Annotated in this window: 18 protein-coding genes and 1 pseudogene; 15 read left to right on the plus strand and 4 right to left on the minus strand. The window is 41.6% G+C overall.

What is annotated here, in order from left to right; translation table 11 throughout:
• Positions 1-16: 16 nt before the first annotated feature.
• Positions 17-286, minus strand: coding sequence for a hypothetical protein (locus tag MKY84_RS05335; protein WP_342528296.1), 270 nt, complete (start codon positions 284-286; stop codon positions 17-19).
• Positions 287-406: 120 nt separating this feature from the next.
• Here MKY84_RS05335 and MKY84_RS05340 point away from each other — a divergent pair.
• The 6 genes and pseudogenes from MKY84_RS05340 to MKY84_RS05365 all read left to right on the plus strand — a co-directional run bounded on the left by MKY84_RS05340 (position 407) and on the right by MKY84_RS05365 (position 3,766).
• Positions 407-1,077 (plus strand): annotated as a pseudogene (locus MKY84_RS05340) (alpha/beta hydrolase).
• A 55-nt stretch (positions 1,078-1,132) separates the two neighbouring features.
• Positions 1,133-1,885, plus strand: coding sequence for a MerR family transcriptional regulator (locus MKY84_RS05345; RefSeq protein WP_342528298.1), 753 nt, complete (start codon positions 1,133-1,135; stop codon positions 1,883-1,885).
• 141 nt (positions 1,886-2,026) lie between these two features.
• A complete protein-coding gene (locus MKY84_RS05350) occupies positions 2,027-2,233 on the plus strand; it encodes a helix-turn-helix transcriptional regulator (protein WP_342528299.1) in 207 nt (68 codons plus the stop codon).
• Entirely contained in the window at positions 2,230-2,925 is a 696-nt protein-coding gene (locus MKY84_RS05355; protein ID WP_342528301.1) for a DUF3169 family protein, read from the plus strand. Before MKY84_RS05350 ends, MKY84_RS05355 begins: the two co-directional genes overlap by 4 nt.
• Before the next feature lie 222 nt (positions 2,926-3,147).
• On the plus strand, positions 3,148-3,342 hold the full coding sequence (locus tag MKY84_RS05360; RefSeq protein ID WP_342528303.1) for a hypothetical protein: 195 nt from the start codon (positions 3,148-3,150) through the stop codon (positions 3,340-3,342).
• A 55-nt stretch (positions 3,343-3,397) separates the two neighbouring features.
• Entirely contained in the window at positions 3,398-3,766 is a 369-nt protein-coding gene (locus tag MKY84_RS05365) for a hypothetical protein (protein WP_342528304.1), read from the plus strand.
• A gap of 353 nt (positions 3,767-4,119) precedes the next feature.
• On the opposite strand, the gene MKY84_RS05370 is transcribed toward MKY84_RS05365, so the two are convergent.
• A complete protein-coding gene (locus MKY84_RS05370) occupies positions 4,120-4,659 on the minus strand; it encodes a histidine phosphatase family protein (RefSeq protein WP_342528306.1) in 540 nt (179 codons plus the stop codon).
• A gap of 657 nt (positions 4,660-5,316) precedes the next feature.
• On the opposite strand from MKY84_RS05370, the gene MKY84_RS05375 reads away from it, so the two are divergent.
• The 9 genes from MKY84_RS05375 to lepB all read left to right on the plus strand — a co-directional run bounded on the left by MKY84_RS05375 (position 5,317) and on the right by lepB (position 13,279).
• A complete protein-coding gene (locus MKY84_RS05375; RefSeq protein WP_342528307.1) occupies positions 5,317-6,303 on the plus strand; it encodes a LacI family DNA-binding transcriptional regulator in 987 nt (328 codons plus the stop codon).
• On the plus strand, positions 6,300-7,172 hold the full coding sequence (rbsK, locus tag MKY84_RS05380; RefSeq protein ID WP_342528308.1) for a ribokinase: 873 nt from the start codon (positions 6,300-6,302) through the stop codon (positions 7,170-7,172). The genes MKY84_RS05375 and rbsK overlap by 4 nt, the downstream gene beginning before the upstream one ends.
• The gene (gene rbsD / locus MKY84_RS05385; protein ID WP_342528309.1) at positions 7,169-7,555 is read left to right on the plus strand and encodes a D-ribose pyranase; all 387 of its coding nucleotides are present in this window, start codon (positions 7,169-7,171) and stop codon (positions 7,553-7,555) included. Before rbsK ends, rbsD begins: the two co-directional genes overlap by 4 nt.
• Positions 7,556-7,570: 15 nt before the next feature.
• Positions 7,571-9,061 carry a sugar ABC transporter ATP-binding protein gene (locus MKY84_RS05390; protein ID WP_342528311.1) on the plus strand — a complete coding sequence of 497 codons (1,491 nt, stop codon included), beginning with the start codon at positions 7,571-7,573 and terminating at the stop codon, positions 9,059-9,061.
• The gene (gene rbsC / locus MKY84_RS05395) at positions 9,033-9,998 is read left to right on the plus strand and encodes a ribose ABC transporter permease (protein ID WP_342528313.1); all 966 of its coding nucleotides are present in this window, start codon (positions 9,033-9,035) and stop codon (positions 9,996-9,998) included. The genes MKY84_RS05390 and rbsC overlap by 29 nt, the downstream gene beginning before the upstream one ends.
• A gap of 14 nt (positions 9,999-10,012) precedes the next feature.
• Complete coding sequence (gene rbsB / locus MKY84_RS05400) at positions 10,013-10,942, plus strand: ribose ABC transporter substrate-binding protein RbsB (RefSeq protein WP_342528314.1); 930 nt, start codon at positions 10,013-10,015, stop codon at positions 10,940-10,942.
• A gap of 199 nt (positions 10,943-11,141) precedes the next feature.
• On the plus strand, positions 11,142-12,140 hold the full coding sequence (locus MKY84_RS05405) for an HD-GYP domain-containing protein (RefSeq protein WP_342528316.1): 999 nt from the start codon (positions 11,142-11,144) through the stop codon (positions 12,138-12,140).
• 9 nt (positions 12,141-12,149) lie between these two features.
• Positions 12,150-12,737 carry a hypothetical protein gene (locus MKY84_RS05410; RefSeq protein ID WP_342528317.1) on the plus strand — a complete coding sequence of 196 codons (588 nt, stop codon included), beginning with the start codon at positions 12,150-12,152 and terminating at the stop codon, positions 12,735-12,737.
• Positions 12,734-13,279, plus strand: coding sequence for a signal peptidase I (gene lepB / locus MKY84_RS05415; protein WP_342528318.1), 546 nt, complete (start codon positions 12,734-12,736; stop codon positions 13,277-13,279). The genes MKY84_RS05410 and lepB overlap by 4 nt, the downstream gene beginning before the upstream one ends.
• Positions 13,280-13,414: 135 nt before the next feature.
• Here lepB and MKY84_RS05420 read toward each other — a convergent pair whose 3' ends face one another.
• Both MKY84_RS05420 and MKY84_RS05425 read right to left on the minus strand, forming a co-directional pair.
• Complete coding sequence (locus MKY84_RS05420) at positions 13,415-13,744, minus strand: hypothetical protein (protein WP_342528320.1); 330 nt, start codon at positions 13,742-13,744, stop codon at positions 13,415-13,417.
• Between the two features lie 255 nt (positions 13,745-13,999).
• The gene (locus MKY84_RS05425; protein WP_342528837.1) at positions 14,000-15,082 is read right to left on the minus strand and encodes an ISL3 family transposase; all 1,083 of its coding nucleotides are present in this window, start codon (positions 15,080-15,082) and stop codon (positions 14,000-14,002) included.
• Positions 15,083-15,299: the final 217 nt, after the last annotated feature.

A 15,299-nucleotide genomic window follows, 5' to 3' on the forward strand; every position in this document is an offset into this window, starting at 1 on the left:
GAAAGACTCAAAGCATCTAGTGGCTTTGAGTCTTTTTTGTATCTAAGAGTTTATCGACTACTAGGGCAAGCGCGATTTGAACTGGAAATAGAGAAAGTATTACTGCTGAAAACTGAGCAACAAATTTAAGAACCCCACTCAGTTCAAGAACATCATTGATTAAAAATCCTGCAACTTGAATTAGCCCATAAACAAGCGCAATTGCCACTATGGTCGCCAGTACAATCAAAATTTTAATGGGAGTATGCGCTTGAATCAATTTTGATACTCGGGGTGAATTCGTCATCTTCTCGTTCCTTCTTTCTATGTATATATCATTTATACGAATGACGAGGGGAAATGTTTCATTGTATAAGTTTCTCATGGTACGGTAGAAATAAAAAGGAGATTCCTCATGAAGAAATGGATGATAGGAATTTTAATAGGATTATTCGTGCTGTTAGTAGTAGCGTTTGCTGCTTTTGTGATTTGGGCTCAATTCGATTACGATGCAACTGAAGAAGGGCTTTCTTACACACCCGACGGAAATGAAGTCATTTGGGGAGATGGAACAGAAGAGATTGGTTTTGTCTTTTATCAAGGAGCAAAAGTGCGACCGCAAGCTTATAGCTACATTGGTGACCAGCTAGCAGCTGAAGGGCATTTTGTGGCAATTCCACAGTTGCCATTTAATATTGCTTTGTTAGATAGCAACCGAGCTTTTGAATTCATTGAAGACTATCCAGAAATTGATACGTGGTATTTGATGGGCCATTCTTTAGGGGGGGCAGCCGCTTCTACCATTGTTGAGGAGAATGAAAAATAGCCGGTATCATTTTTCTCGCTTCCTATCCGGTGGATCCTATTGATGTCCCGTCGTTAACAATCTATGGGGGACAAGATGGACTGTTGCCTATTGAAGATATCGAAGCAAGTCGAGAGAACTTACGCTCGGATGCGGTTTTTCATGAAATCGAGGAGGGCAATCACGCAAACTTTGGCATGTACGGAGAACAGTCGGGAGATAACCCAAGTACTCTCAGCCCAAAAGAACAATTGGACGAAACACTATCTGTAATAAAAGAATTTGTTCAATAAAGGTTGACCTTCTCGTTACGTCAGGCTTTAGAGTGAAATCAAGGAGGTGCTGAAGATGCTTACAATCAAGCAACTTGCCGACATTTCAGGAGTGACGACACGGACACTGCGACACTATGATGAAATCGGCTTATTAAAACCAGCTGAGTTGTCAGACGCAGGCTATCGCCTTTATTCCGAGAAAGAGGTTGATCAGCTGCAGCAAATCCTGTTTTTTCGAGAACTTGAGTTTCCGTTACAAGTGATTTTGACGCTTTTGAAAGAGCAAAAATTTGATGAACTTTTAGTATTCGAAAACCATCGAAAGCTGCTTTTGAAGAAGCAAAAAAGGCTTACTGAAATCCTTGAGACACTTGAGAAAACGATTGAAGCGAAACGGGGAGGAAGTACGATGACAAATGAAGAGAAGTTTACGGGTCTGAAGACACGGTTAATTGCTGAAAATGAAGAACGCTATGGTGCGGAAGTGCGTGAAAACTATGGTGATGCTGTTGTTGATGCGAGCAATGCAAAAATGATGGGATTGTCAGAAGAAGACTTTCAACAGATGAAGCATATCGAACTAGAATTGCTTGAAATTCTAAAACACGCAACACCAGCAAATGATGTGGAATCAAAAGAGGCTAAGCAACTTGTTGACCTTCATAAAGCATGGATTAGCTACACCTGGCCTCAGTATTCGGCCGATGCGCACAAAGGACTTGCAGAAATGTATGTGGCCGATGAGCGATTTAGTCACTATTACAATCAACATGTTCCTGGTGCTGCCGAGTATTTACGAAACAGTATTCATCGGTGGGCTAAATGACAAAAAGATCTTGCTTCGGCAAGGTCTTTTTTTGCTGAGACATTTTTGAAGTTAAATTCAGAAGACAACTATGATATTCGATTTGACTATTATAGTTGTCAAAATAACTACTATGTGTTACATTTAATGTGAGGTGAGGCTATGAAAACGAAGCTGAAAGAATTGCGAGCCCGGCACGGCATCAATCAGACGGAGCTAGCCAAGCGAGCCAAGATATCTAGACAAACTGTTAGTTTAATCGAGCGAGAAGAATTTATGCCTTCATTATTGATAGCCACTAAAATATCACGTGTGTTTCAAGAGCCGATTGAAGAAATTTTTCAGTTTGACGAGGAGGAATTAAAATGAAGAAAAACTTACTTAAAAACGGGATTTTTATGATACTTGGTGCTTTCACTGGATTTTTCATTACCACTTATTTTTTAGGAGATAATCCTACATTCACATTTCCAGACTTAGCTGATCCATTTAGTGTGTCGCTGATGATCATGACTGCAGTATTGCTCATGTTTTCTGTTTTAGGCTACCTGAAAATAAAACATACAGCTTCCAAAACCTTCACGGGAGATGAAGAAGATCTCGTAGAAAGTAAAATGTATCGTTCCTATTCAGATGCCAGCTTGGCAAATTTAGTTGCAATGGTTGCCAGCTTAGTAGGTATCTGTATAAGTATTCTCACAGAACAACCAATTTGGTTAGTGCTCTACTTTGTAGTGACATTGTTTAGTAGTGCGGCGGTATCGTTCTTATTCCCGAGCTTAATGAAGCTAATGTACCCTGAGCGAGATTTACCTTCCATCACAGACAAAGATTACGCTCAAAAATTACTTGAAAAGTCGGATGACGGTGAAAAGCATGTCATGTTAGGTGGTTTCTACAAATCTCACCAAACAACCAATTCCTTATTGTTCGCATCCATATTGTTATTGCTGTTTTACTCCATGGCCACTGGAAACTCTCAAGTAGCTGGGATTCTTATCATTGCGTTTGCTTTAATTACTATTAACACGCAGTACATGATCACTATCCGAAATAAATAATTCCGTGATGAGACCTTGCTGTTGCAGGGTCTTTTTGTGTGCGGAAAATAATCTAGTAGCTCTTGCCATTTCCAGAAACTATTCTAAAACCTAGACGTCTTTACTGAATATGGAAGATGATGGCGTGTTAGATTTTAGAGAGAGGTGAGACGGATGGTCAAGATAATGAGCAATAAAAGTATTATTCGAATGTTGATAGCCTTAGCAATAGTTCTTATCGGAATGACAATTTTGGTTAGTTCCTATTCAATTGCTGGACTCGCACTCAGTATCATTGGTTTGCTAGTAGCTATTGTTTTAGTAAACCATTTACCTGAGGTCGCATTTGTAGCAATAGCTGTCCCAATTAGTATAGTAATTATTAAATTCTTGTACTTTATTTATTTTATCTACTCTTTGTTTAATTTTAGTTATTGATATTTTTTAGGGGAATTAAAAACTAGCAATCTTAAAATGGTAGAGGAGGGACCATATGAAAACATTGGCCTATTCTTATTTAATTGTGAGCCACTTGATTTATCTTGGAACGATTTATGTCTGGTGGGAATTACTAGGAAGCGAGTTGATTTATGGCTATTCGGATTTGGCAGAGGGCAATCGATGGAGTGAGCTTAGTGCACTTCAATTTCCTTGGTATTATCTGATAATTGTATTTTATCCTATACTGATGATTGCAGTGATGGTTGCCTGCTGGTGGTTAGTGGAAAGCAAACGAAAGTGGGCTATGTGGTTGAATTCTATTCCCCTTGTCGCTATGCTTGGAATCGGAATTTATGCTATGTACGTATTTCATTTTTATTTTGGATGGAATCTTTGGGAGTTGGTGAGGAGTTTTGTTTAGAAAGAATGCTATTAAGTTTTGTTTAATCCTATTACAGATTCTGTCGTTAACTTCACTGATTTTCTGGCACGGATTTGATTACAATTTTCAAGACTGGGAGTGGATGACTTTTCGGATGAAAATCGTAACTCTCTTCACGACTTACTTTCCTATTCCGCTCTTTATTTTATTAATTAGTTCATGGTTTCAATTGAAGAAGAGACCAGTTTTAGCGTTGGTTCTTTCGACGATTCCTGTACTTTCTATAATAGTAGTCATTATTATTACTATTTTTAATGCCATCTTGTTTTCTTTTTTGGTCCTTATCCTGGATTTCAATGAGCGGAAGGGATAGTTCCTTCCGCTCCTTCCATTTAGAGAGACAAACGTTTAAAGTTCTTATTCTCTTTCTCCCAAGTAATCTCGAAAACATCCGGGTTGCTTAGTGACTGCCAACCTTTAAAACCAAAATCCGCTGAAATAGAATGTAGAAGCAATGCTGCAAGATTCCCATGAGTGACTACGACACAATAGTCACCCTCACTTATTTCACCCTCATTTAGAACTTCGACAATTCGAGTGGTCGCTCCTACGCTAGATTCCCCGCCCTCGAAACTCAGAGAAGGATCAATAAACGTCTGTTCCAGTTTCTCTAACCAGTCAGGAAGATTAGTTGAACTTAAAACTCGCTCTTTCAAACGGTCATCAAGTTCAATCGGGATTTTCTTTAACTTTGAATACGCAAGAATCGTATCAACAGCACGAATATAGGGACTGGATAAAATACGTGTAATGGGATAGTCAGCAAGAGCTGCTGCAAGATGATTTGCTTGAGTCAAACCTTCAGTAGTTAACGGTGCGTCAGGTTCTTGGCCAGTAGCAGAACAGTGTCGAATCAGCAGAAAAGAAGTCATTTCGTTTCCTCATTTCTAATAACATAGTTACCAAAGTATACCAAAAATAGCTATATTGTTAGTAAGGTTTTGTGTAGTAAGGTTTTAAGTATAAAAAGATTGTAGAGGTTTTGAGATCTAGAATTCCACTGACTCAATCGAAAAACGCTTTTCTTAAGAGCAAAGAGAGTGCTTTCCCATAAAATTCCCCACTTGACATCTCATTGAGCTGCCTTTATTCTATGTGTAACCGGTTACACATGTCTTGAGAGAAGCAAAAGCATTGAGATTAAAGATGGTTTTGAGGGTTGGAGATAGTATTCAATCATCAGAACGGGTTTTTCGCTCATCACGAATTTTAACCGCTCATCAGAACGAGGAAATCGATCATCACGAATTTTAACCGATCATCAGAATGGGTTTTTCGCTCATCAGAATGAGGAAATCCATCATCACGAATCTAAATCGATCATCAGAATGGGTTTTTCGCTCATCAGAACGAGGAAATCCATCATCACGAATTGTAATCGCTCATCAGAACGGGTTTTTCGCTCATCAGAACGAGGAAATCCATCATCACGAATATCATTCGCTCATCACAACCCGCTCCAAGGGCACAACCCAAATGTCACAAGCCCTAACCAACCAAAACCCCAACCCAAAAGGAGGCGAAATCACATGGCAACGATTCGAGATGTAGCAAAACACGCAGGCGTATCAGTTGCCACGGTTTCTCGCTATCTAAACGGCAAAGGTTATGTGAGCACGGATACGGCGAAAGCAGTTCAAGCGGCTATTGCAGAGTTAAGTTATGAAATGAATGCGGTCGCCCGAAGCTTGACTACGAAACAGTCTAACCTGATTGGCCTTATTCTACCGGATATCACCAACCCGTTCTTTCCAGAACTAGCGCGTGCAGTCGAAGATGTGGCACTCACGTATGGCTACACGGTGGTCTTGTGTAACTCAGACGAAAATCCGATAAAAGAAAAAAACTATATAGAAACACTCGAAAAGAAATACGTGGCTGGCTTCATCGTCACATCCAGTCAGCAGAATCGAGAACTTTACATGAAGTTGAACAAGCCCATGGTGGCTCTTGACCGACCGATTGATTCATCGATTCCCTGTGTAATTTCAAGCAATCGACAAGGCGTGAAAGAAAGCACGAGAAGCTTGATTGAAAGCGGCAGCCAACAAGTGCTGTTCGTGGAAGGTCCAGATTATATTCAATCGGCAAGTGAGCGAAAGCAAGGATTTGAAGAAGCGATGCTGGAAGCGCCAAACGTGACAGAGCATCACATTCAAGCCAACTTTCACTTCGATGAATCGTATGAAAAAGTCAAAGCCTACTTGATCAATCATCCCGAAGTAGACGGAATTGTGACTAGCAGTGACGTGGCAGCGCTTGGTGCTATTCGTGCCTGTACAGAACTAGGGAAAGCAATCCCTGAAGACATTCAAATTATCGGCTTTGATGGCATTCAACTTGGAGAAATGCTGTCACCACCGCTTTCGACTGTACGGCAAGACATCTACAAGCTTGGCGCCATGGCCGCTCGCATATTGATCAAACAAGTGGAAAACGAACCACTCGAAAAAATGTACTACGAAGTTCCGGTTGAAATCGTTCACCGGGGAACGACAAGGAGTGAGACATCATGATTACAGTCATCGGCAGCATCAATATGGACCTCGTCGTCCGCACAGACAATTTTCCGAAACAAGGAGAAACACGACTGGGCGATTTGTTTGCAACAATTCCAGGAGGAAAAGGGGCCAACCAAGCAGTCGCAGCCGCTCGATTAGGTGCTGAAGTCACAATGCTAGGCGTTGTTGGCAAGGATGCTTTTGGCCAAGAGCTAACAAAAACGCTTCAAGACGAAGGAATTCACACAACAGCTATCCAAAGTGTGGATGAACCGACCGGTATCGCAAACATTCTTGTCTCTAATCAAGACAACCGCATTATCGTTGTACCAGGTGCCAATCATGTATGGGATGAGCAGATGGTTGCTGAAATGAAGCGACTCATTCCAAAAAGCAAAGTAGTCATCTTTCAATTAGAGATCCCAATCGACATGGTGAAAAAAGGGCTAGCCATTTGTCAGGAGCACAGCGTACAGGCGATTCTCAACCCTGCACCGACAGATGCCTTCACAGAAGAATTGCTGCACTTCAACGCACTGCTGACTCCAAATGAATCAGAAGCAGAAACGATATGGGGTTCAGAGTGGAAACAAAAAATCAAAGCGCTACCAAATAAAGTCGTTGTCACCCTCGGAAAAGAAGGGGCGATGTATCCAAGTGAAGTGTCTGATGAATATGTAACCGGTTACCCAGTCGAAGTAGTCGACACAACGGGAGCTGGAGATACATTCAATGGAGCACTTGCTTATGGACTTGCGCAAGACTGGAATCTAGCAAAATCAATTGAATTTGCCAATGCGGCTGCCTCTCTTTCAGTAGAAGCACTTGGGGCACAGACGGGAATGCCAAACGTCGATTCCGTTTTAGAAAGGATGAGACGATGAAAAAACACGGGATTCTAAATCGCGAACTTGCGGGGATATTTGCAACGATGGGGCACACCGATCAACTTGTCATTGCCGATTGCGGATTACCCATCCCTGAAGGTGTAAAATGTATCGATCTTTCTTATACGCTAGGGAAACCTTCATTTCTCGATATCGTGGAAGCGGTAACAGCAGATTTTCAGGTCGAAAAAGCAATTGTTGCCAACGAACTTCCTCAATTCAATGACGATGTTCATTATAAGCTAGATGGTCAATTTGAATTAACTTACATGTCGCACGAAGCCTTTAAACAACAAACCAAGCATGCCAAAGTTATTATACGGACAGGCGAAGCAACACCTTACGCCAACATCATCCTGCAGTCCGGGGTCATTTTTTAAACGGAGGTGAAACGTATGTTAGAAATGAAAGGAATCACCAAGTCCTTTAGTGGCAATACCGTCTTGCGCGATGTGCAGTTTGACCTTGTACCAGGTGAAATCCACGCGCTAATGGGAGAGAACGGTGCAGGCAAATCAACAATGATGAAAGTGTTGACCGGTATCCACCCAAAAGACGCAGGGACGATTCATTGGAAAGGTGAAGAAGTAGCTTTTAAGTCTCCTCAAGAGGCGGAAGCAAAAGGCATTGCAGTCATTCACCAAGAACTCAATATTCTTCCTTACTTATCAATCGCTGAAAACTTATTTCTAGGTAAAGAACACACAATTGGTAAAACAGGTATCTTGAAAACGAAGAAGATGGAGACGGAAGCGAAATCCCGATTGGCAGCACTGGGATTGAACATCGATCCGGCAGCTGAAGCGGCTACGTTATCAGTAGGCCAACAACAAATCGTGGAAATTTCTCGTGCCTTGTCTTCAAATGCAGAAGTCATCATCATGGATGAACCGACAGCAGCTCTCACAGACCGAGAAATCGACCAATTGTTCAAAACGGTTCGTTCGCTCAAAGAAAAAGGCGTAGCGTTCATTTATATTTCGCACCGAATGGAAGAAATCTTTGCTCTTTGCGACCGCATCACAGTCCTTCGTGATGGCGAATGGGTAGGTGTAAAAAACATTGCAGAAACGAGTTTTGAAGAAATCGTTCAGATGATGGTAGGGCGAGCCCTTGGTGATCGTTTTCCAACTCGTAACGTACAACTCGGTGAAACGGTGTTGGAAGTGAACAGCTTGGCACGAGCCCCTTATTTCGAAAACATTTCGTTCGATGTTAAAAAAGGTGAAATCGTTGCTATAGCAGGTTTGATGGGAGCAGGTCGCACAGAAATCGTGCAATCTCTTTTCGGCTATCGCAAACCGTCAGCAGGTGAAGTCAAAATTGATGGCAAAGCTGTCAAAATTCGCACACCACATGATGCCATTCAACACGGCTTAGCCTATGTGACAGAGGATCGTAAAAGTGAAGGTCTCATTCTGGACTTCAGTGTGGAGCAAAACATCAGTTTATCGAACTTCCCGACCTTGTCTTCCAACGGGATGATGTCCAGTAAAAAAGAACGAGATTTATTTGATCGTATGAAAGAACGGTTGGGTATTCGCACTTCTAGCCCAGAGCTCCCTGTGAAATCACTGAGCGGTGGGAATCAGCAAAAGGTTGTGTTGTCCAAATGGTTGGGTACCAATCCTTCCATCCTGATCTTAGATGAGCCAACAAGAGGTGTGGATGTAGGAGCGAAAAAAGAGATTTACTCGATTATGAATGAACTTGCGGAAAAAGGCGTGGCGATTGTGATGATTTCCTCAGAATTGCCGGAAGTGCTTGGGATGGCGGATCGAGTACTGGTCATGCATGAAGGCAAACTGACTGCTAATCTCGCCAATCAGCAATTGACACAAGAACAAGTCATGCATTATGCAACAGGAGGTGGAACGCGTGTCTAGTACAGCATCAAAGCAAGGTCTGGTTCAAAAATTGGTTCCGTTCCTAGGACTATTTTTGATCATTACAATCATCACTATTTTAAATCCCGATTTCTTATCGGTGAACAATTTACTTAATGTCCTTCGTCAAGTCTCCATCAACGCGATCATTGCGTTTGGGATGACGTTCGTTATTTTGACAGGCGGAATTGATTTATCGGTTGGGTCTATTTTGGCGCTAACAGGTGCCGTTACAGCAGGAATGATGGCAGGTGGTACGGATCCAGTTCTCGCCATGCTACTTGGGTTGATTCTAGGAGCACTACTTGGTGCCGTGAATGGCGTATTAATTGCCAAAGGAAATGTAGCACCATTCATTGCCACTCTTGCTACGATGACTATTTATCGTGGATTGACACTCGTTTATACGGAAGGTCGCCCGATTTCAGGTCTTGGTGATTCACTTACTTTCCAACTGCTTGGGAAAGGCTATTTCTTTGATATTCCGATTCCGGTTGTCACGATGTTGATCAGCTTTGGAATCTTGTACTTTATTTTGAAGAAAACAACTTTCGGCCGCCGCGTTTATGCGGTCGGTGGAAACGAAGAAGCTTCTAAGCTATCTGGTATTAAAACAGGTCGCATCAAGATTTATGTCTATGCTTTAACAGGCTTCTTCTCTGCACTTGCTGCATTGATTTTGACATCACGTTTAAATTCAGCACAGCCGACAGCCGGCCAAATGTTTGAGCTCGATGCCATCGCAGCGGTCGTTCTCGGTGGCACAAGCCTGACTGGTGGCCGTGGTTGGATTGTTGGTACTTTAATCGGGGCATTAATTATCGGTGTCCTCAACAATGGGTTAAATCTTATTGGGGTTTCGTCCTTTTTCCAGCAAGTTGTTAAAGGGCTTGTCATACTATTCGCGGTCTTGATCGACCGTAAAAAATTGATTTAAGGGGAGAAGTTCACATGAAAAAACTTTGGTTACTCGTCAGTCTTGCAGCAGTTCTATTCTTAGCAGCGTGTTCACTTGATTCACCGACTACTTCAACTGAGTCAGGTTCAGGTTCAGAAGGAGAAACAGAAGGTACTCAAACGATTGGTTTCTCGGTTTCTACATTAAACAACCCATTCTTCGTAACATTGACGGACGGAGCAGAAGCGAAAGCGGAAGAGCTTGGCGCTGAAATAACAGTAGTAGATGCACAAGACGATGCAGCGAAACAAGCTTCTGACGTGGAAGATTTAATTCAACAAGGCGTTGATTTCATTTTGATCAACCCAGTTGACTCGGCAGCAGTAGCAGCAGCTGTAGAATCTGCAAACGCAGCTGGCATTCCAGTGATTACTTTAGACCGTTCTGCTGAAGGTGGCGAAGTGGTCGCACACGTAGCATCTGATAATACAGCAGGTGGCCAAATGGCTGGTGAATACTTAGTATCTTTAGTTGGGGAAGGCGCACAAGTTGCTGAACTTGAAGGCGTACCTGGTTCATCAGCAGCACGTGAACGTGGAGAAGGCTTTAACTCAGTTGCAACTGATCAATTAGATGTTGTCGCAAAACAAACGGCTAACTTCAACCGTGCAGAAGGTCTTTCGGTCATGGAAAACATTTTGCAATCGAACCCAGACATTAAAGGTGTATTTGCGCACAATGATGAAATGGCACTTGGCGCTTTAGAAGCGATTGAAGCAGCTGGAAAAGACATTGTCGTTGTTGGATTTGATGCAACGGATGACGCAGTCGCTTCAGTCGAAGAAGGTCGCTTAGCAGGAACAATTGCTCAGCAACCAGCTATGATTGGTGAGATTGGTGTTGAAACAGCTATGCAAGTTCTTGCTGGTGAAGAAGTCGAATCAAGCATTCCTGTTGAGCTTGAGTTGATTGGTCAAGAATAAATCAATTTACTACAAAATTACTTATAGTTAATTGTTCAGACTGCAGACAAAGTCGATTCTTTCGAATTTGTTTGCAGTCTTTTTGTTGTCTAATAAGACTTTTATTTTATAAAATCAAATTTTTCAGTCGATTTTTCTAAACATTCTGCTCAAACTACCGATAACATCTTTATACGAGTCTATCCATCAGGAGGAGCATATGAACGTTTTCAATATACGCGAAGAAATTGAAGTGGAAAAAATCGCCGCTCCTCGTTACGGAGTAGCCATTATTGATGCCATTTTGTCGTTTGCAGAACGGAAAGAGCTTCTGACTTTTTTAATGGTTTTATTTACACCTATTGTTTTTTGGGTTGAGCATGTTCTCATTCCTAATCATATGGGACCAGAATTATATTATTTGTTGATATTTGGCTATAGTTTACTGTTTGACCGAAGAATTTATATCTTTTTGATGGCGATTATTTTTATAGGGTTACGCTATTTTACCTATTCAGAGGGTTTTACCGTTCACAACTGGTCAATGCTTGGAGTATTAAGTGTATTATATATTGGAATTGGAATTTTCTCGTTGTCAGCTTTGAAAATCTTGCAAGAAGCTCGCAGTACTGAGATGAAAAGTATTTATTCACTGTTGCAGACGATTCAAATGCGTGATCATTACACTGCCCAACATTCTCGCAATGTGGCGGAAAAGTCTGTGTGGATTGCAAAAGAAATGAACCTCTATGCAGAGTTTCAACAAAATCTTTATGTGGCAGGATTACTCCATGATATCGGGAAAATTGCGATTCCTGACTCGATTTTGATTAAACCAGATTCTTTGACGGTTCAAGAATATAGTGAAATTAAAAAACATCCACAGCTTGGGATGGATCTTTTACAACATGCTCCCGTGATGCGCAACAAGACAATCAGAGATGCCATTCTGTATCATCACGAACGTTTTGATGGCAATGGCTATCCAACGGGCTTAATTGGGAACGAGATTCCGTTATCTGCTCGAATCATGGCAATCGCAGATACTTATGATGCCATGACGACAAATCGAGTTTATCAACGTAAACGTTCGCCAGAAGAAGCGATTCGTATTATTCGAGAGAATGCAGGTACGCAGTTTGATCCTAAAATTGTGGATGCTTTTACAAGTATCATGAATCAAAAATTACCGGAGATGCGCAAAGTCGTATCGCTTTGAGGAACAAGTATGAAGAGAAGCTACAAATTTAAATCTCGCTTACTAAAATTTCTTATTGGAATTGTTTTTTTACTGGTTGTGGGTATTTCGAGTTTAGATGTTGTTTTTGCTGAACAAGATATATCGACACTCATGGACCAATGGTTTGATCAAAAAAAGTCCGAGGCCTTAGTTTCTGTACAGTCATCTGTGAGCAGCGAAAAAGAAGCGCAAATGGTTCGCTTAAAACAACACTTGCAATCGGAAATGGAGCGGGCTGAGAAGGAAATGCAACTGTTTGAAGAGGAGCAGATACGAATATCTGTAAAAAATTTGCGTGAGCATACGGAACATCTCATTTCGACTATCAAAATTGACAATGCTGCTGAGAAGCAAGCAGCTATCAATCGTCTACACCAAATTTACAATGAAGCAGTTCTGGAAATGGGCAGTGTAGAACTTATGGATAGTCCACAAGAAGAGGAAACGAACATGGAGATTGGTAGTGAGTCGAATGAGACTTCTAGTGAAGAACAATCTTCTAGCACGAAAGAGCCAGCTCAGCTCTCAAAGGAAACTACTGAATCAGAACCTGTTCTAGGAGAAGGAGCTGAATGAAGATGAGTTTGGTCATCTCTGAATCGAACACAAAAGAACAGCCAACTATAAAGACTGAAGTAATAAGCGCTTTGAAATTTGCAGTGTTTTTAATTTTACTATTTATATTTCTTCGTTTTAGCATGTCCTTGGCCATCATAAGTGGAGAGTCAATGGCGCCAACATTTGAGGATGGCAGTTTAGTTATTGCGAATAGACTATATTTTGAACCAGAAGCAGGAAACATTGTACTGTTTTCAGATAACAATGGATTTCAAGTCATTAAACGAGTAATTGGTATGCAAGGAGATCAAATCTCAATTGAAAATGGAATAGTGATTGTTAACGGTGTTGAGTTGAAAGAGTCTTACACACAAGGAATACCAAACGATATGGCAGCTCAAGTTGTACCCAAAGGACATTATTTTCTACTTGGCGATAACCGCACGCCCGGTGCTAGTTTAGACAGTCGAGACGCTGAGTTAGGAACTATCCCCTTAAATCGGATAAGTGGTGAAATGATGCTAGCATTAAATCCTTTTCGAATAGGCAACGGATATTAAATTTAAATCAAGCTAGTTAGACGTCTTGTAAAGATTAAGTAGATGTGAACTCAACATAAAAACAGTAAATTCTCTGGAATGCAATTTAGAGAATTTACTGTTTTTTGTCACAGCTATTTTGATTAAAGTGAGTGTTTAGTTTGGTTGTGAAAGAGTGAGGAAATCATCTAAGTCTTCACCAAAAGGTGTATAGAGTGATTCATACATCCCTATTTTCTTTCCTTGGTATTCAATATGTAGAGAACACGTGACCATTTCAAGAGTATCTCCATAGTTAAAGTTAAGTGTATGCGATACGGTACTCAATGTCGGCTCAAGTAGAGTAATTTCCATGGAAGGGTAACTCGTTTCAAAGTCTGCGGGATCTTCGTTTTTCTGTGTATATAAGTAATTCCAAAAACCGGATACTGTGCGATTAACTATTTCGTGTGTGGCCATCCATTCTTTTAACTCATGTGAATTCATTAGCCGCTCCTCTCCCCATATAAGGAAATCAAGTTTCCGTGACGTGGGCATTCGTTGTGTCGGGCTTTGGCTAGTGGTACGGACAACGTTATGTAGCTCTAGTATAAAGCTTTCGTCTAACTTTGTCACTCTACTAGACGAAAGTGAAAATAAGAAAAATTGAGTTCAATATGGCCATTGCTATTCCCTTTTTGTGGCCACCATGTACAATGAAAAGAGTAGTTAATTATGGTTCATCACCATAACTCGTGGTTGCTATTTTGAGCTTCCTAGTTCAAGTTTTAACCTTGTGAAGAAGTTATTCAGATTACGATACCCGAAAGCTCTTCGTTTGATCAGTTTGATCTTATTGTTTGTACCTTCTATTTTCCCGTTAGAGAGAGGCGAGAGTATTGTGTTTTCCATCTCACGTTGACGCACTATCACAGCTTTTGCAATCTTGGCCAGCGGCCCACATGGATGAAACATGAAACGGTCGATCCACTCTTTTAGACGACGAGAAGCTTGTCCAGATGTAGTCGACTTCAATACAAATCGCATATGTTGTAATCCGTAATAGATGTCCTTGATGAACTCGTCTTCGCGAAGGCATGCCCGTGCGACCTCTAAGTCTGCATCGTCTAATTGTTCTGGACGACATGCTAGGGAACGATCTATTGTACGTACGTGATAGTGACGTTTAGTTTCATCCAGAAAACGCCGACGGCGTCGCAGCGCATCCGTAAAAAACTGGATCAGGTGGAAACGATCGAGCACATGGGTCGCATCTGGTATCACAGAATTTGTGGCCTTCGACATGGCTGGCGCAAAGTCACTGACTACTGTTTGAATAGAGCTCTTCACTTGAGAGAGAGCCAAAGAGATTGCAGCTTCATCTCTACCTTCAACTATCGAAAGGACGCACCCGGATTTCGCATCAAGGACCACTGTCGCGTAATGATGACCTTTGCGCGTAGCGAACTCATCGACCAAGACATGCCTTGCGGTTTTAGTCTCCAACTGGCGCGAAGCGTATTGATAGAACCACCTTTCAACGGTCGTGTACGGAACACCATACTCACGCGAGACATCAGAGATTGTCCTACCATGACAACGTTTTGCAATCTCCACTCTATAATGTCTGGTGGAAGAACGAACTAGGCCTAAGCCAAAGTCATGAACAAACGTGATACCACATTCTTTACAGACCTGGCGTGGGACATCTATCTCGATCCAGATCGTCCCTACGCCCCAGGCGTAGGAATGTCTAAAACGGCGACGTTCCTTTGAGTGGCGGACTGTCTGACTTGAACAGACAAGACATGAGACTGGACGGTTCAGCGTAGAAATTCGAAACACGTTTGGTTCGTTGTCGGATGACGGATGAATTGTAAAAAATGATGGAAGTGGAAGGACTAATTTGATAAACTGTTGGGACAAGGCGAAAACTCCTATCGTGGTTTGTCTAGACAACAATTACGATACAGGTGTTTTCGCTTTTTTTCTATTTATTTACATAATTAAGCTGTTCAAGTGTCAACCATGACTTATGGTGATGAACCTTAATTATAGGAGG

Origin of the sequence: Chryseomicrobium sp. FSL W7-1435 (assembly GCF_038595005.1) — a bacterium.
Taxonomy (GTDB): Bacteria; Bacillota; Bacilli; order Bacillales_A; family Planococcaceae; genus Chryseomicrobium.

What these genes read in the sequence shown, in the direction of transcription:
- MKY84_RS05410 (WP_342528317.1), top strand. Translation starts at nt 12,150, where the DNA reads ATGAAGAGAAGCTACAAATTTAAATCTCGCTTACTAAAATTTCTTATT.
- lepB (WP_342528318.1), top strand. Translation starts at nt 12,734, where the DNA reads ATGAAGATGAGTTTGGTCATCTCTGAATCGAACACAAAAGAACAGCCA.
- rbsC (WP_342528313.1), top strand. Translation starts at nt 9,033, where the DNA reads ATGCAACAGGAGGTGGAACGCGTGTCTAGTACAGCATCAAAGCAAGGT.
- MKY84_RS05355 (WP_342528301.1), top strand. Translation starts at nt 2,230, where the DNA reads ATGAAGAAAAACTTACTTAAAAACGGGATTTTTATGATACTTGGTGCT.
- MKY84_RS05350 (WP_342528299.1), top strand. Translation starts at nt 2,027, where the DNA reads ATGAAAACGAAGCTGAAAGAATTGCGAGCCCGGCACGGCATCAATCAG.
- rbsK (WP_342528308.1), top strand. Translation starts at nt 6,300, where the DNA reads ATGATTACAGTCATCGGCAGCATCAATATGGACCTCGTCGTCCGCACA.
- MKY84_RS05335 (WP_342528296.1), bottom strand. Translation starts at nt 286, where the DNA reads ATGACGAATTCACCCCGAGTATCAAAATTGATTCAAGCGCATACTCCC.
- MKY84_RS05390 (WP_342528311.1), top strand. Translation starts at nt 7,571, where the DNA reads ATGTTAGAAATGAAAGGAATCACCAAGTCCTTTAGTGGCAATACCGTC.
- MKY84_RS05375 (WP_342528307.1), top strand. Translation starts at nt 5,317, where the DNA reads ATGGCAACGATTCGAGATGTAGCAAAACACGCAGGCGTATCAGTTGCC.
- rbsD (WP_342528309.1), top strand. Translation starts at nt 7,169, where the DNA reads ATGAAAAAACACGGGATTCTAAATCGCGAACTTGCGGGGATATTTGCA.
- MKY84_RS05345 (WP_342528298.1), top strand. Translation starts at nt 1,133, where the DNA reads ATGCTTACAATCAAGCAACTTGCCGACATTTCAGGAGTGACGACACGG.
- MKY84_RS05360 (WP_342528303.1), top strand. Translation starts at nt 3,148, where the DNA reads ATGACAATTTTGGTTAGTTCCTATTCAATTGCTGGACTCGCACTCAGT.
- MKY84_RS05420 (WP_342528320.1), bottom strand. Translation starts at nt 13,744, where the DNA reads ATGAATTCACATGAGTTAAAAGAATGGATGGCCACACACGAAATAGTT.
- rbsB (WP_342528314.1), top strand. Translation starts at nt 10,013, where the DNA reads ATGAAAAAACTTTGGTTACTCGTCAGTCTTGCAGCAGTTCTATTCTTA.
- MKY84_RS05365 (WP_342528304.1), top strand. Translation starts at nt 3,398, where the DNA reads ATGAAAACATTGGCCTATTCTTATTTAATTGTGAGCCACTTGATTTAT.
- MKY84_RS05370 (WP_342528306.1), bottom strand. Translation starts at nt 4,659, where the DNA reads ATGACTTCTTTTCTGCTGATTCGACACTGTTCTGCTACTGGCCAAGAA.
- MKY84_RS05405 (WP_342528316.1), top strand. Translation starts at nt 11,142, where the DNA reads ATGAACGTTTTCAATATACGCGAAGAAATTGAAGTGGAAAAAATCGCC.